The organism is Mucilaginibacter limnophilus, from assembly GCF_004005815.1.
In the GTDB taxonomy this organism is placed as follows: domain Bacteria; phylum Bacteroidota; class Bacteroidia; order Sphingobacteriales; family Sphingobacteriaceae; genus Mucilaginibacter; species Mucilaginibacter limnophilus.
The window spans coordinates 40,833-57,342 of sequence record NZ_SACK01000013.1; the positions used below are offsets into that span (position 1 = coordinate 40,833).

Genomic DNA, 16,510 nt, shown 5'->3' on the forward strand with positions numbered 1-16,510 from the left:
ATGTAGAAAAAACACGTTAAGGCTAAGTTCAGGAATGATATAAAGCCTTAACGTGTTGTGATTGGTGTTCCCGACGAGATTCGAACTCATATCATCAGAACCGGAAACCATAATCCTATACATTCTTGGCGATTTTACTAATTGTTTATTTTTTATGTAAAAAGCATTTTATATATTTGAATATCAATTAAATACACAGTGTTATTCATGATTGATTTTGTTAAGTTTGACAAGATTTTTTGACAAACTCAGCGAAAATGTTTTACAAATGTTTTACAATAATTAGAATGCCATGGCTACGGTAAAATCATTAATCTTAAAACATCATCGAAAAGCAGATGGGACTTGGACGTCAAAATAAGGATATCGCATAATAGAGTTTCGAGATACTTGGATACAAATCACTTCGTCGTCGATAAACAGCTTAACAAGAAAATGGAAGTGAAAGACAATTTTATTCAAGTACAGATTGACAGAGAACTAAGTGAATATCGTCGCGCTATAAGTGAATTGGGGAGCAGGATAAACTTTATGAGTTGTACGCAAATAGTCGATTATCTTACTCAATCAAATAAGGAGATCGATTTCATCGAATTTGGGAAGTCAAAAATAGAGGCTCTTCTTGCGGATGGTAAAATAGGAACATCAGTTAATTACCGCGCAGTAATTAACAGCCTTGTTGATTTCTTTCAGCGTGACTCTGTATCAATTAATGAAATTAATGCTGTTATGTTACGATCTTATGAAAAGTATTTAAGGTCAGAAAGAAAGCTCGTAAGGCAGAGCAAGAACAAGAAAGAATTTACTATAATTAGTCCTCCGCTTGCTGATGGTGGATTACATAATCATATGCGTGATTTGCGAGCCCTTTTTAATTCAGCCAGAGATGAATTCAATGACGAAGATCTTGGTATAATTAAAATTGCGCATTATCCATTTAAGAAGTATAAGATAATTAGCCGTCCTGAAACGGCGAAACGAAACATAGATATTGCCCAAATTGCTGCCATTAAAAATAGTGATTGGCCAGAGGGTTCAAGGCCGGCTTTGGCTAGAGACTTATTTATGCTATCTTTTTATATGTGCGGTACAAATTCCGTAGATTTTTACCAAATGAGTCCTAAGAACCTTAAAAATGGAAGATTAGAATATAAGCGATCTAAAACGAAGGGCAAACGTAAGGACCAAGCATTTATTAGCATCAAAGTCGTTGACGAAGCACAGCCCTTAATTGATAAGTATTTAGGGGTCTTAAATAGGCACTATTCGTCGAGAGTTGGTTTATCTACCGCTCTGAGTTATGGAATGCGAAAAATTCAGCAACAGTTAAATATTCCTGGCGTGACGTTTTATTGGGCGAGGCACACTTTTGCAACAATCGCACGTAATACCTGTCGGAAAAGCAAAGACGATGTTGCAATGGCCTTGAACCATATTGACGACGGCAGGAAAACAACAGATATTTACATTGAAAAGGATTGGAAAATTCTTGATGAAGTTCAGGAGGCTGTTATAGGTGTATTAAACGAGGAACTTGCAACGTAATGTTTGTGTTTATTTATGGGGTAAACAGGTCTCAACTTATTATTTCATTTAGCCGTTGACACATTTGAAATTACTTTATATTTGCCGACCAAAGTTCCCGTAGTTCAATGGATAGAATGGCTGATTCCGGTTCAGCTGATATGAGTTCGAATCTCGTCGGGAACACTTTAAAGGCTGCAGTTGCAGCCTTTTCTTTTTACTTTTCAAGCTTCTTTTATAAGATACATGGCACAGCGATGAATGCTGCCGTTTACAAAAAACCTTATCCTTACGTTTAGTTCTACAAGAAGTTCTGTTAAGCTTGACTAATAATTGACTTGAAGATTATTTACATTTTCCTGCTTTTGATCAGGAAATTGGAATGAGGATTGAGTGTTCATGAATTTTGGGATAGTGTAACCCTACCTTAGTTCGGACCGGTGATTTATAGACTTATTTAATTCAAAATAATTATGTTGTTGGAACTGTGGGGATGTTGGAAACTCCCTAGAGTTCAATATTCGCACAGTTTTACCGCTTGTTCAAGTCTGGCGTTATAACTTTCACTGATTCCTGCGGTCTGCTGTAATTCTAATTTTCCATCCATTCATCGGCTAAAACCTGTACTTGGTTGATGGCTTCGAATAAGTAAGCATCCAGTAGGTTTTCACGGAAGTTTCTATTGAACCGTTCGATATAGCCGTTCAGCATAGGCTTGCCCGGTTGGGTGAATTGTACTGTAATACCTTTGCTTTCAAACAATCTTTAAACTCCTTGCTATTTAAACTCCGGTCTATTATCTACCCTGATACAGCTGGGTTTGCCCTGCTTATTAATGGTGCGCTCCAGTATCTGAGCTACCGAATGGCTGACATGGTATGGGCAGCTTCCATGGCAATAGCTTGCCGGTTAAAATCATCGATTGTATTGAGCGTACGGAACCTTCTTTTGTTCACCAGCGCATCGCACATAATGTCTTTGACCATGTATCTTCAGCCTGGTCAAGCACTACTAAGGGTACCTTAACCCGTGCATTCACACGTCTGCGGGCCTTTCTGCGGCGATTAAATGCCCAGCAGCAGGTAAACCCGCCTGACTTGGTTATATTCCACTGCAGACCTTGCTGGCGGATGCGGCTGTAATACAGATCCTAGCCCTCGGTCGGATTCAGTTCAGATAGTTGAAGCAGCTTATCAATGGTCTCTTAATCATCACGAACGTACATCGATTTGTGGCAGCTTTAGCACCCGGCAAGCCCTGCTAATACTTACCCGACGGAACTCCATTAAGTGAGCAACTATGTCCTTGCGCTGGCAGGGCTTCAGAACTTTTTTGAGAACACATCTTTTAGGCTGTGATCTCACGCCAATTCTGCATATATATGCTTCAGTTTGCGGTTCTCATCCTAAAGGTAGATTTGTGTGCGCCCAGTTAACGGCATACATCGTTTAGCTCACGGCCACCTTCATACTCTTTGATGGCCATGATTAATACTATTGCACTTTTAGTTCTAGTGGTCTACTTGCTGTTACTTTCTTAATGATCCGTTTCTTTTTGATTAATCGAAGATGTAACTTAAAAGGGCATTAAAGACGTGTCAACACATTGGAATAATTATTAAGGTTTTTGAATAAGTAAAATTTCCTTAAAGACATTTACCAAAATTCAAGATCAATAAAATTATAGATAGAAAGTGACCGCTATACAACAATAGCCTCTTTTTTATCGTGAAATTTGGTGCCTAACACTACAGGTTGCCAGTGGGTATCGTTAGTAAGCGTGTTTATATTACCCTATTTGGTAGTGGTCTTATTAAATTTGAATTGAAAGGTCAGCAGAAAGTACTGTTTTAATATGGTGTTTTGCACATCAGAGATAGAGTTACCTGACGCATACCTATAGGCACTTATATTCTGGTCCAGCAAATCATACACAGATAATTTTAATTGCCCCCTGTCTTTTTTTAGCATCTGAACCGAAACGGCGGCACTTAAGAGATTGTTGCTTTTTCTGAAACCGGCAGCCAGCTGCGAATTATAACTATAGCTGTAGTCGCACTCCCATATAACTTTTTTGGGAAAGTAAAATCTTAAAGCTGTATTAAAATTATGATTTGCTGTGTTAACATTATTGTACCCTGCATTTTTATATTTTGTTAACGACTGGATAAAATTGTATGATGAATTGAGATCTACCTTATCTTTCCAATTAATTGATAATCTTTGATTTAATCCGCCAAAGTACCGGTCCTGCCAACCTCTGTCTAAATTCAGCAGAAAAAAGCTACGGTCGAAATTAGTATTCAGTCCGATTTGGAGGTTTATTTGCCAATTCTTAGTTTTTTTAAACCTTTTTCCGAATGCCATTCCTAATTGTGCCTTATACTGGCCGTTGGTATTAATTGGTGTAGCTGTTTCTGCTCCTTTAGGATCTATTATGCGTTTTCTGACTATAGCATTTTCTTCAATAGTCCCATTAAAATATGCGTTAACGCTAATTTGGCTTTGGTACTTATAAACAAAATATTGTGCATTTGCGGTGTGGTAACGGGTGGGCTGCAGCAAAGGGTTGCCTGTAAAAGTATATAATGGATTATAAACAATGCTTACTGGTTGAAGATCAGAAATATTGGGTTGATTTATACTTACATCATAACTAACAGAAAAGTCTCTCCCCGAAACTTTTACCGATGGAAGAATGTTAAAGAACTCCTGGTTTACATCTGCAATATTATTTTTAAACTCGTTATGGATATTTTGCCACAGTGCCGAAAGATTGAAAACCACGGATAAGTTTTTAGTAAACTGGTAAGTTATGCCGGGATTTATTCTGCGCGACCATGCATTTCTTTTTAGCTGGTTACTTTGAGTTTCAATGAGCTCGTCGTATGCGCCTGTTTCAGCGCTTTTGTTATAGGCCAAAACAGTTTCTTCTAACCTATCATAATTACCCTTTAAATTGATGGAGCCAGTTAATTTTTTGTTAAACGGATATCTGTAATTGATATCTACGTTGCCTGAGCCATTCCTGGTAACCCTTTTAATAAAAAGATCGGTGGTAACGGTATCTCCCTGTGGCATGCCGTTGTACAACATAAGGATATTATTATTATACTGCTGATTTGAATAGGGGGAAATATTCAGACTATGAGAAATATTTATTGTTTGTCCTTTCTTCTTTAATTTTCTATAATAGTTAAAAGAGTGCTGGAATTCATTTTGGGTATTATTTTCGCTATTCATGTTTGTGCTTTCATTTAACATGAGCACAAGGTTATTACTTCTTTTGCCTCTGTTATCACTTTTTGAATTATTCCTGGTTATAACTAAACGTGGCGAATACTGAAAATTGTTAACGGTATCAGGTACCCATTTTATAGTACCACTCAAGTTATGCTTGTTTTGAGTTTGCACATTCCTGTTAGCAGAAGTGATGAGCAATGTGGTATCATTTAAAAATTGTTGAGTACGGATAGCAATTTCATTAGTGTTTTGCGTGTTACCATAAAAATACATCAGGTTCATTTTCAATTTCTGCCCATAATCGTTATTTATATTAAACCCGCTTGATATAACCCGTTCAATTCCGCGTGAGCCTCCACCAACAGATAATGTGCCGTCATATAACGGGTTGCCGCCGCTGCGGTCAAAGCCGCCCATAGTATAAAGGTCATTTTGCGAGAAAGCGAAGCGGTTAAGGTTGTTTGTTAACCCGATGACACTCACCTGCAAAGTATCCCTGAACATATTGATCAGCCCGCCGGACTCGAACCTGTCTCTGGACCCTAAACCACTGTATACCTTCCCGAAAACACTTTTTTTAACAGCTTTTTTTAGTTTAAGATTTATTATTTTATTTACTTTAGAAGCCTCTATTAAATGGTCGGGGTCAAACTCTCTATCATCATATACTTGTACTTTATCTATTAAATCAGCATCCAAATTCCGTGAAGCTACCCTGGGGTCATTGCCGAAAAAATCCTTACCATCTACGGTCATTTTGCGCACGCTTTTCCCATTAACAGTAATATTCCCGTCACGGTCTACCTGTGTGCCCGGAAGTTTTTTAAGCAATTCTTCAACAACGGCATTGGGGCGGGTTTTAAATGCTTCGGCGCTAAATTCTATGGTATCCTTTCTTATAACCACGGGTGGGCTATCCGCTTTAATTACTACCTCGTTCAATAACTTCGAACTCAGGTAAATTCTACCCAAATTTAATTCCTGCCCGGCAAACAGGTTTATGGTTTTCCTGAAATTGTTATGGCCTATATAGGTGATCACAATTTTTAACTGGTTACCCGTGGGTAGCCGGTGCAATTTGAACATCCCGTTTTTATCAGTAACGGTGTAGGTTTGAATGGAAGAGTCCTGCAGGTTAACCACTGCAACGGTTGCAAATTCTAAGGGCTCGTTTTCTAGAGAGTCGAGCACTCTACCGGCAATAGAAGCATGCTTTTGGGCCTGGCTTGCTATGCTAACCAGTAATAGCATAAATAAAAGAATTTTACTCATATAATTAACCCCGGTCCGAGAGATAAAATTTAGGTGTGACTTTTTGTAAATTGAAAGTTGCTTGTTGTTTACGGCTTTGGATAGAAAAAATTAAAGCCCCCAATACCGGTTAAAATATCCTTTATCTACTGATGAGAAGTTATTCCATACCTCGTAATCATACCAGCCCTGAAAAAACAAGTTTTCGAGCATGCCTGGCGGAAATGGGTCTATAGCGCCACCACCTATTACCAGGATATATTTTTGCTTGTTTAGCGGATTAGGGTAAATAAAAATGTAGCGGCTATCTGCCTGATATTTTTTACCGGCAATCGCGATGTATTGGGGCGTGATTATTAGGGGAAGTTGCTTACTAATGCCAGAAATAAACTTATTTGTAGCCGGCGTACCAACCAGTATTAAGTTATATTTTGCAATATCAGTCGGCGTTATATCACTATCACGCTTTACAAAGCAGCTGTCATCCAAAAAATTGCGGTTCCAATTGGTTTTTATAGTGTCTACTACTTTAGCAAAGCTGTTTTGTAATGCAGTGTCACCCGTTGTGCCTTGTACTATAATAAACGGCCTGGCATAAAAGTCATTTACAGGTCCTTCAGTATAAGCGTTTTTAACCAGTGCCCGTTTAACATCTTTTTTAATACTTATACTAACCTGCTTGTTTTTTGAAACACTGTGGCTGCTGGCTTTGCCATTGCAGCTAACAAAAATTTTGCTTGTGCGGTTTATATTTTTTAACTGCGATGCATCAATTGTAAAACTGTTGACATTTTGGGTATTTACAGTAACACTGTGCTTCGCCGCATTATAAACCGCCTGTATAAATGCTTTTTTATTATCGGCAATGTCATCAATAGTTATCCAGAACGCTTTGTTATATTTTAATTGCCAGGTGGCCAACGTAACAGTATCAGGTATAACCTTACGCTTGTTATAAAAAAATTTAAAGATATCGGCAACCATTTTATTCTCGGGCATCAAATCAATAAAAGCATACTCTTTCCCTTTCTCGATATGAAGAACTTTGAGCTCTATTTTCCCGCCGTCTTTTTTTATAGCGTCAAACAGTTTTTCTGACCGGACAAAGGGTGATTTGTACTCGTACCGGCTGTGAATAATCAGCGTATTAAAGTTGCGGTAGTTCTCTATCGTGTTATAAAAATCAGACGATAAGAGTTTTTGCGAAGTAAGGTCGCATGCGTAGTCACTGCAGTCTACATCCGATATGGCAGGTCCATCAACTCCGATAGCTGCAAAGTATGAAGGGTATTTATTCCCTGTAAATAAAGCTAATGCACCGCCGGCGCAATCGCCGTAAGCATACATACGGCTGTCGTCAATGCTATAGTCTTTTTTAACCTCGTTAATTATTTCAAATATGGTTTGCGGTACCAGGGCGGTATGCTCATATTGCTCATAAAACCTTGCGCTTGACCAAACTACAGCATAGTTATATTTTTTTGCTTGCTTACAAACAAATTCCACCCTATTCATATCGGCCAGGTAAATACTGATGTTGAACTGGCGTAAAAAGGTTTTGTGTGGCATCATAAATACAAGGGGCAAGGGTTTGTTTTTACTATAACCCGGTGGTATGTACACCATATATGATTCTGAGGCGTACTCTGGGTTAGCCTGCTTGCGAATATGTAACCCGGGAACATCTTTAAAAGCCTCCTGCCCGGTTTTTACCTTTTCGTAAAGGTCTGTAAGTTCAAAAATAAGGGCAGTAAGTTTTCGCTCATAGAGGTTATCATGTTCAACCGCAACAGTGTCCAGGTAGGCGAACCTGCTGAACAGGATATCGGTATTATTTATAATTTGCTGATTGGCGCTAAACTGTGCAAACCTGGTTTTAAGTTCAGCCAAATACTTACGGCAATCTCCAACAAATATTTTTTGTGTAAAAGTATCGCGGTCTGTTATAAGTTGTGCCTGGTAGGTATTTTCGGGTATTTTTAACGCTACGGCCCACTTGTTTCCTTTTACAAGGTGCTGGTTTAGCCATACCTTTTTTTTGCTATCGGTAATAAGCAGTTGCGCCCCCTTGCTGGCTGTTACGAATGGCGATGCCAGAAGTAAAGACAGGGTATCTTGCGGGTTAAGAATATAATTATCTATAAAGCTCTCGTAAGCCGTATTAAGGGAATTATCACGGGCATATTCAACCGAACAAAGCTTTATCAGAAACCGCCATTTATCCTCATTATGAAGAGATTTTACCATCACAAAGTTCTCTCCTTTTTTTAGATGCACCCGTGTTACAAATTCATATCCTTGTATGCCGATTTGTTTTATCTTGTTTACTATCAACCGGCCATTCAGCCAAACCTTCAGGCCATAATCACCGCTAACTATAAAGCCGGCATCCTGCTCTATGTCGCTTTTAATAATACATGCCGAGTAATTTTTAACATACAAAGCTCGATTAAAAAATGTATCAATAGCCAAATAACTTCCTTTTACATGATACGGGTACCTTACAAAATTCTCAGATTTTGCGGTACCTGAGGTATCCGGAGCTGAAGAGGTTTTATTAAATAAAGCTGCAAAACCGGTATAATCATTAATAAAGTCGCCCTGGTCTTTTACCGATATGTTTTCATCATCAATGGTTAATGGGGTTGGGGCTGTCAGCTCCCAGTTTCTTACCAAAATTTCAGTATCGCACAAACCCAAATCGCCAACTATGTTAACAGGTTTGCCTTGCCTGCACGAGTAAAGCAGCGTGCTCAGGATAATTAAAAATAAAGCATACAATGGTTTCATAGGGTTTTACTGAAAGGTGTGTTGATAACGTTTAACACTATTATTATCAACTTTTAAGCGGCTGTTACCAATTACAAAATAATATTCCATGCGCTTTAATGATTGGCCTTCTTCAACGTCAAAGAAAGTACGCGGACGCAATTTTAACTGCCATTTGTTATTACCCAAGGGTACCATTTTGTTATCGATACGTTGTTCTGAAACCTCAAAAACCTTTTGATTAGCATAACCTTTCGCATATAAATAAACGATACTGGCGCGCGAAAGCGGAGTATTAACCCTATTACCATCTAGTGATATTGTAAACAGGGCGGTATCCCTGCTTCTGAGCGGCGTAACCACCGATGTTTGAGGTTTCTGGTAGTCGATTTGAAGCCCTTTGCCGCCTGAAACTGTTAAAGGCTTGAAAACCTTTTTAGTTACTGATTCACCTTCAAAACCGTCAAAACTATTGCACACCATAAAGCCCATGTCCATTTTAGCATTTTCGTTTCCGGCGGTTGCAATAACGTGTAACATGCCCGAAAATTCTGGCTCACCAGACGTAATGCTGTAAATACGCTGTGTCCAAAAAACTACCCATTCAAAATCAGGGATTGTGTTCTTACCCATTCCAACTCTGTTCATTAAACCATCGGGCCAGTTAATGTATTGCATTTTAGCGGCTACAACATTAGCAGGCACAGGCACCAGGATGCCGTTACCCCTTGTGCTGGTATAGCTGATTTTTGTGTTATTCTTCGCATGCCATCCCTTAGGTACAAGCATGGCAAATACAAAGCGGATGTTTTCGCGATCCTGTTTGGGTTGCATACGTATGCGCATGCTGATCTTAAACTTTTTGCCGGCTTGTACATTTGCCGGCATCGTAAGCTCGTCAATAAAAATGCACCGGGTAAAAATGGCAGCAATAACAAACAGCAAAAAAACAGTAAGCGTAATTCTTTTATTCATGAAGTGTAATAAGGTGTGCTATAATTAGTAAAATTGAAAACTTTACAGGCCTAGCTTAACACGATTATATCCTATTTTTCCATCCATGTTGGCGCCGTTTACTATTACGGTGCATGCCGGGCCTTTGGGTGGCAGCATAAAGGTTAGTTTAGCTTTGCCCTCTTTATCTGTTATTAAATTAGGCGCCCAAAATATGGTTGCTGGCAAATTATTAAGGGCTTTATTACCGGAAGTATACTTAGGCTGATAGAAATTTTTAGGCCAGCTTACAGGGAACGGACGGTATAAAACACGTCCTTTTGCACGTTTCATAAAAGCCCCATCGCCAGACCACGTAGTTATTTCGATGTAAGTAACCCTGTGCAGTTCCTTTTTCTTGTCTTTGTCATCAGGTAAAACAATCATCATCATGGTAGTTTTTACCTCGATGCCTCTGACATCCTCGGCAGTAAGTTGAGATAAATATGACCGCACATAATTATAGTGCTCATTAGGGGTAGGGCTATCTGATGGGTTGTAGAATGTCTCAATCTCAAATCCGTCAATAAAAAAATAAGCCAGACCGTCATTCACCATATACTCTAATGCTTTTTTTCTGAACAAACGTGAGCTAAAGCCACTTACCCGCTTACTTAAAAGTTGTTCTATTGAGGTTTTTTTTGCGGTATTCATCTCTTTCTCGTCCAAAACTAAATCTGGCACGGCGCCGTAACCGGCATAAAACTTTGAGCCTTTAATCACCTTTCGACCCTTAATTATAACCTCTTGTAAGTAACGGCCGCCGCCGGCATACAATCCGTCAAGCTCTTTTTTACGGGTTATATTTTGTTTGTTATAATTTAGTAACGTAGTATCCGTGTTTACATACCAGGGGGCAATACGGGGCGCCAAACTAATGCTTGTCTTAGACGGGATAAATTCATCAATATAAACCATAGACTCGAACATATTGCCTTTTTTGCCAACTGCCTGCACAATAAACGCTGGAGAATCAATGCGCGGCAAATCAGTGAAGCTAAAGCGGCCATTACTGTCAGTAACCGTATCGCGAAACACTACCGGTTGTTTGGTGGATAGGAGAGTTACTTTAATATTAGCTTGGGGCCTATTTCCGCTTACTACTTTACCAGTTACACGGTTTGCGTATCCGGGTAAAAATTCGGGCTTGTATGCTTTGTCAAAAACGTCCTTCCAGATATAGGCAGTCCAGCCCTGGGTTAACAATAGCATATCCAGGTGCTGCGCAGTGTTAGCCTGGGCGAAATAATAGCCAGGCTCTTCAATTTCGCCTTTCAGGTTACTTGTTAGTAGCATGTAGGTGGCAATATCGGGCATGTTAACGCTATCAGCTTTTACCTGGTTATTATCCGTAACAGCTATAGAAAAGGCGCCTTGAACAGGTTGACCATCTGTAGTGGTAACATGTAAATCCATACTTACACTATCAGTAGCCTGCCGGCCGGCCTTTATGTTAATATTTAGATGGTTGTTGCCTTCAATATAAATAACACGTTCGGCAAGGGGTGTTTTCTGCATGCTAAGCAGCGTAAAGCGTATGATGCCACTTGCCAATAGTTGCTTATCAATCATAACATTAATACTATTGGTGCCTTGCTTAAAATTTATAACAGCAGCGTAGCATACACGGCCTTCTCCCTGGGCCACCAGTAAGTAGTTGCCTGTTTCGGCAATATTGGCACTACGCTGTATAACGACCATTACACTGGGGCGTTCGGGGTGGTTCATAACACACATTACCACGCCTGACGGCTTTACTTGGGGCAGTGGATAGCTTTTTACAGTGCCGCCAGGCAGCACTATTCTGGCAGTGTAGGCCTCACTCGGCAATGGGGTAATTTCAAATACCCCCATTCCTTTGTGTAAGGTTTTAATTGGTGCAACAATGTTGTTTTTACTATCTATCACCTCACCTGTAACATTAACGCCCCTGCCATTTTCGGCAATAGCCTTAATTCCTACCCTTGATGTTAAATTATTTACCATATAACCACCTTCGGGCATAAACTGCACATCGGTGTGCCCGGGGCTGTTAATAGGCACCGGTAACTGCATAGTTTTATATTCGCCCGTTTGGGTTTGGTATTTTGCCACAAACATCAATCGACTTGTATTTGCTTTTGCGGGCAATTCAAAACCGAAATTTACTTTCCCTTCTACGTCTGTTTGTACGTTTTGATTTAGGAAGGTTCGCTGGCCATCTGTTAACTTAAGCTGCACCTTTTGCAATATTGCCCGGCTGCCATCCTGCCTTAATAATTGCACACGTGTATCAACGGTTTCTTTACCGTTTTTTGCTGCGGCAATGGCATCAATTTTTGCTAGCAAGCTACCTTCATCTACTCTGCCAATGTATATCTGCCGGGTAAAAAAGCTCTCGGTGCCGTTGTTTTGCATCCAGCCGGTATAAGCGCGCAATGTATAATTGCCTTCAGTTATCAAGGCGCTGTCAAGGACCATTTGTCCAAAGCTGATGCCATCAAGTACAGGCATGGCTATGCGCATTACCACCCTGCCAGTGTCATTAAGCAATTCGGTATGCAGCAGGCCACTTTTGGCCGAATAGGCTAACTGGTTGTTAAGTAGGTAACCCTTTATCCAAATGGTATCAGTATTTGTATAATAAGGCCTGTCAATATGTAAAAAAACTTTTTCCGCTGGGTTCCGCGTGTTAAAAGTATCAATTGCGGCAACAATGTCTTTTACATCATTATTAATAGATTGCGCACGTACGGTGTCTGCCAGCATCATTATATAAATAGACAGCAGCGAAATCATTTTAATACACACTTTCATTTTCAACTAACAAACTATAAATATTTTATAGAAAGGCACTATTGAAGTTTCCCGTCCTCAATCTGTTTTTTAATATTAGCCAGCGCCATAAAGTTATCAGGTGATTGAAATTCATGGCTAACAAACTGACCATTTTTTACGTGTATTACACACGGATAAATTTGATTATCGGTAGGCACGTTAATACGGTCATCCGTATCTACAATTATATTGTTGTGGTCTTTAACGTTGACCCCGGTTTTTCCCTGCAGTATTTTTAACGATTCGACCTTTGTAAGTACAAAATTGATGTTTTTGTTATTTGCCATATCTTTCATAAAAAGCTCGCCCTCCTCAATGCAACCATGGCAACCTAAACCGGGTAGTATAAGCACTAATTTTACATTATTTTGTAAGTGCAATTCTTTTACGTACTCAACCAAATAATCAGCCTCAATGTCTTTAGGCTCTTTTTTGCCACACCCGCATATAATAGTTATAGCTAAGATGGCTGTGAAGTATACACAGGTAAATTTTGCTTTCATATTTTTTTTAATGTTAAAATTTTCAGTGTTAGATACATTTCATCAATATCGTGGCCAACATGCTCAATGTTTAAACCTTCTTTGGTTACAAACACATTTTTAAGGTTCCAGTCGCCGGCCAAACCTATAGGTGTTTCGCCTAAATAGTTAAAATGTTTGTCCATTATTATTATGCTCACCGGCTTTTGTTTCCATTTGGTTTTTACCGTAACTACACCACCGTCATCATGTATGCTTTTATATAAAAATCTGTAATAAAGTTTACGATACTTATCATATTTAATACTCCCATACTCATCCGTTTCGCCTATGTGTTTTAAAAAAGAATCGGCATCAATATCGCGTTGGTTCGCTTTAAGTGATGTTATGGTGCTGGCTTCGTTGCTGCCGCCGTATACCACATCATATTTGTCTGTATTTAAATCGGATATATATAGGTTATGCGAAACAGGGAAGCTATAAACTAATTTATGGTTATCGGTATCATAATCTAAATAAACCTCCGTAAAAGGTATATTGTGCCATAGTTTATTACCGCCATACAGTTCAATGGGGTATGTGTGGCTAAACTTTACCTCATTGGTAGAGTAATTAATACCGGCGGTAAATTTAAAGGTGCGTATGATGTCATCAGGTATCTGCCCTATAAACTCGCCAGTAAAAAGTAATTCATTTAGGGTTTGTATAAAAGGTATAGCTGTTTGTGTATTGTATTGTGGATACATGTACATCCATGGGTCTTTACGGATGTTCTTGCTACCTATAAGGGATATTTTTTTAAAGGTTTTGGCACTACTATCCGTGAGCAATAATTCTATTGCCCGTTCATTATAGAGATATATAGAATCAGAGCTTTTAATATGAAATGCCGTAATATCAGGCTTGGGTTCAAGGTTATCAAAACTTATTTTTTTTATGAATTTCAAACCAGCGTAATCATAAAAGTATATTGAATTGTTGTAGGTGTTTAAAATGGTGTAAAACCTGTTGCCAGTGCTGTTGGTATAAACTTGTGTATAGTTTGGCCGTGGCGCGGTCACACTGTCAAGCGGAAATTTTTTCTCGGAAGTTATCTCAAGTTTATGGGTGGACTTAAGCCGACCTTGTTTTTCATTAACTATGCTAGTTACAGAAGTATTTGTACATGAGAGGGCGAAAGTGGAAACGCAATACAAAAAAATCAAATGTCTTTTCATGGATATAAGTTGTAGGGGATTGTAACAGCCGGCTTAATTGCTTAAACCAGCTGTTAGTAAAGCTGGCCAGTATATCGCTTTATGCAGTATAAACTACGTTATTACAATATCGATGGCAGCGATACCAATTAGTTAGACAGGGCTGGATCACAATTGCCCGGATCAGCAGCAGAAGCCCAAAAGCATTTGTACTCAGGAGTACGGCTGCATGTTCCGTAGTTTAAATGTGGGAAGTTGGTGTTATACACGCACTCAGCGTTAGCTTTGTTGATGCTTATCATGTCGGCAAAGTTAGTGCTGCTTGCTTTGTCAACATTTTGGGTAGTTACAAATAAGCCAACTGCCATAGCTGTAAGGCCAATAAATCCTAAAACTTTTTTCATGGATATTATACTTAAATTATTAATTTGATTGATTGATTGATGCATAATGATTTTTTAAGGCACGCTGATATGCTTCGCATGGTTATTACTTGGTTCCACCAGGTAATGCATCTTATATTAAGACCCTCTCAATCGATGTTTTTATACCATAGGCTTGCGTTTTTAATTAAATGCAGTATTTAAAGGCTCCTTACCTTCAGCTGCAATTTTTTTCATTTCATCCATCATTTGCGCAATAGCTGCCGAGTATATCTTTACATCTTTAACCAGTAGTAGCCTGGCCGTTTCACCGGCTTTATCTTTATTACCTGTGTCATTGTAAAGTTTGGCCAATAAATACAGGGGATAAAAGCGGTTAGGTACCATATTGGTTGCCGCTATGTAAGCTGTTTCGGCTTGTTGATAACGCTTTAGACTTTTAAAAACATCACCTAGCGCCGTTTCCGTAATTTCTGTGTTTGTATAACGTCTGGCTTCAATTAACACGATCATGGCTTTTTTATTATCACCAGCGAAAGCCAGCGCTTTTCCGTAGTTCATCATAAAATCGCCGTCCCGCTGCAAATAGGGTCGGGCTAGGTCAAAGCTTTTAAGGCTCGCCTTATAATTACCATGCTCGTAAAGGTTTAGCGCATTTTGCCAGTTAAATGAAGCGCTGCTGAGGATATTTCCCTGATATATAATCATTACAGAACCAGCGAATAAAGCTAGTCCGGCAACATATCGAATTGCAGGAACCTGCTTACCGGGTCCTGTAGCTATTTGGGATGTTGCGAAATTTACCTTTCTATCGTCCAGGTTGGCTATCAATGCAATCAATGTCACTATAACCATTTTAATGGGCAGTATTTGCGTGGGGTATGCAAACATGCCGAAAACTAAAAAAGCAATTAAGGCACCTACAGCCAACTGTATTAAAAACACAAACCGGGCATTAAACTTTACCCTGAACAAAGCAATAATAAATAAGGCAAAAAGTGAAACACCAACTATACCGTTTTCTGCAACAAACTGCAATGACTCATTAAAAGCATAGTAGGTGTTATCAGCCAGTAAAACATATGGTGAATGGTGATGTTTATTAAAATAGGCCGCTTGGGCGTCCATGTAATATGTTTTGAAACCATCGGTGCCAACACCAAACGCCAGATTATCTTTTATTATATTACCGGTCACCTTCCAGATAAGCATCCGCCCGTTTGACGATTCTATACGCGAACTGTAAACAGTGTATAACGCAATAAGCGTAACTGCAGTTATTGTACTAAAAAGAAGCAAACGCAATGGTAAACCAATACGCATTAGCTTAGTGCCGTATATTTTTAACTGGTAGCGGCAGAATAGAAGGTAACCGGCTGCGGCTATAATTGCCAAAAATGCTGAGCGGGAGCGCAGTGCCGGTAAAACAATGGCTATAAATATTATACCTATAATGGGCAGTGTCTTAAATAATAGCATTTTGGGATAACAAGCCAGTGGGATGGTTACTGCCTGCAACTGGTTTTTAAACACATACATACCCAAAGCAACACAACCAATAATGGCCAAATAACCGGCATACGGCCCTGGGTTGGAAAATCCTGCTAAAGCTTTTTTACTAGTTAGTAATTCGATGCAGCCATAACCTGCAAGCACTATGCCTGATAGTATGATAGCGGGTAATAATAAAAGAAGTTGATTAATCCTGGTATTTCTAATTATTACGTACAATGCAATTAGCGAAAACATATCAATAAATACTAATGAAAAGCCGTGCCTGCTTTGCAAATAATACCGATTAAGAAAACTATACCCGATAATTGTAAGCAGGGCCAAATCAATGTTTGATATGC

Annotated in this window: 10 protein-coding genes and 1 tRNA gene; 2 read left to right on the forward strand and 9 right to left on the reverse strand. The window is 39.1% G+C overall.

The genetic code is table 11. The features are described 5' to 3' along the window. Window positions 1-435: 435 nt before the first annotated feature. Window positions 436-1,545 carry a site-specific integrase gene (locus EOD41_RS19500; RefSeq protein ID WP_164849998.1) on the forward strand — a complete coding sequence of 370 codons (1,110 nt, stop codon included), beginning with the start codon at window positions 436-438 and terminating at the stop codon, window positions 1,543-1,545. Window positions 1,546-1,638: 93 nt separating this feature from the next. Then, a tRNA-Arg gene (locus EOD41_RS19505) sits at window positions 1,639-1,710 on the forward strand. Window positions 1,711-2,115: 405 nt separating this feature from the next. Here the strand turns inward: EOD41_RS19505 and EOD41_RS19510 are convergent. The 9 genes from EOD41_RS19510 to EOD41_RS19550 all read right to left on the reverse strand — a co-directional run bounded on the left by EOD41_RS19510 (window position 2,116) and on the right by EOD41_RS19550 (window position 16,406). Beyond that, window positions 2,116-2,286 (reverse strand): integrase core domain-containing protein, encoded by a 171-nt coding sequence (locus EOD41_RS19510; protein WP_127708173.1) that lies wholly within the window; start codon window positions 2,284-2,286, stop codon window positions 2,116-2,118. A 1,031-nt stretch (window positions 2,287-3,317) separates the two neighbouring features. Continuing rightward, entirely contained in the window at window positions 3,318-6,038 is a 2,721-nt protein-coding gene (locus EOD41_RS19515) for an outer membrane beta-barrel protein (protein ID WP_127708175.1), read from the reverse strand. A 90-nt stretch (window positions 6,039-6,128) separates the two neighbouring features. After that, entirely contained in the window at window positions 6,129-8,807 is a 2,679-nt protein-coding gene (locus EOD41_RS19520) for a prolyl oligopeptidase family serine peptidase (protein WP_127708178.1), read from the reverse strand. A gap of 6 nt (window positions 8,808-8,813) precedes the next feature. Then, entirely contained in the window at window positions 8,814-9,761 is a 948-nt protein-coding gene (locus EOD41_RS19525; RefSeq protein WP_127708181.1) for a DUF4961 domain-containing protein, read from the reverse strand. Window positions 9,762-9,803: 42 nt separating this feature from the next. Then, window positions 9,804-12,530: a carboxypeptidase-like regulatory domain-containing protein gene (locus EOD41_RS19530; RefSeq protein ID WP_127708184.1), complete on the reverse strand. Its 2,727-nt coding sequence runs from the start codon at window positions 12,528-12,530 to the stop codon at window positions 9,804-9,806. An 83-nt stretch (window positions 12,531-12,613) separates the two neighbouring features. Continuing rightward, window positions 12,614-13,099, reverse strand: coding sequence for a hypothetical protein (locus EOD41_RS19535; protein ID WP_127708187.1), 486 nt, complete (start codon window positions 13,097-13,099; stop codon window positions 12,614-12,616). Continuing rightward, on the reverse strand, window positions 13,096-14,295 hold the full coding sequence (locus tag EOD41_RS19540) for a DUF4221 family protein (RefSeq protein WP_127708190.1): 1,200 nt from the start codon (window positions 14,293-14,295) through the stop codon (window positions 13,096-13,098). The genes EOD41_RS19535 and EOD41_RS19540 overlap by 4 nt, the downstream gene beginning before the upstream one ends. A gap of 128 nt (window positions 14,296-14,423) precedes the next feature. Further along, complete coding sequence (locus EOD41_RS19545; protein WP_127708193.1) at window positions 14,424-14,678, reverse strand: hypothetical protein; 255 nt, start codon at window positions 14,676-14,678, stop codon at window positions 14,424-14,426. 162 nt (window positions 14,679-14,840) lie between these two features. After that, window positions 14,841-16,406, reverse strand: a complete 1,566-nt coding sequence (locus EOD41_RS19550; protein WP_164849999.1) for an O-antigen ligase family protein — start codon at window positions 16,404-16,406, stop codon at window positions 14,841-14,843. Between the last annotated feature and the right edge of the window lie 104 nt (window positions 16,407-16,510).

What these genes read in the sequence shown, in the direction of transcription:
- EOD41_RS19540 (WP_127708190.1), bottom strand. Translation starts at nt 14,295, where the DNA reads ATGAAAAGACATTTGATTTTTTTGTATTGCGTTTCCACTTTCGCCCTC.
- EOD41_RS19530 (WP_127708184.1), bottom strand. Translation starts at nt 12,530, where the DNA reads ATGATGCTGGCAGACACCGTACGTGCGCAATCTATTAATAATGATGTA.
- EOD41_RS19515 (WP_127708175.1), bottom strand. Translation starts at nt 6,038, where the DNA reads ATGAGTAAAATTCTTTTATTTATGCTATTACTGGTTAGCATAGCAAGC.
- EOD41_RS19520 (WP_127708178.1), bottom strand. Translation starts at nt 8,807, where the DNA reads ATGAAACCATTGTATGCTTTATTTTTAATTATCCTGAGCACGCTGCTT.
- EOD41_RS19545 (WP_127708193.1), bottom strand. Translation starts at nt 14,678, where the DNA reads ATGAAAAAAGTTTTAGGATTTATTGGCCTTACAGCTATGGCAGTTGGC.
- EOD41_RS19500 (WP_164849998.1), top strand. Translation starts at nt 436, where the DNA reads ATGGAAGTGAAAGACAATTTTATTCAAGTACAGATTGACAGAGAACTA.
- EOD41_RS19550 (WP_164849999.1), bottom strand. Translation starts at nt 16,406, where the DNA reads ATGTTTTCGCTAATTGCATTGTACGTAATAATTAGAAATACCAGGATT.
- EOD41_RS19535 (WP_127708187.1), bottom strand. Translation starts at nt 13,099, where the DNA reads ATGAAAGCAAAATTTACCTGTGTATACTTCACAGCCATCTTAGCTATA.
- EOD41_RS19525 (WP_127708181.1), bottom strand. Translation starts at nt 9,761, where the DNA reads ATGAATAAAAGAATTACGCTTACTGTTTTTTTGCTGTTTGTTATTGCT.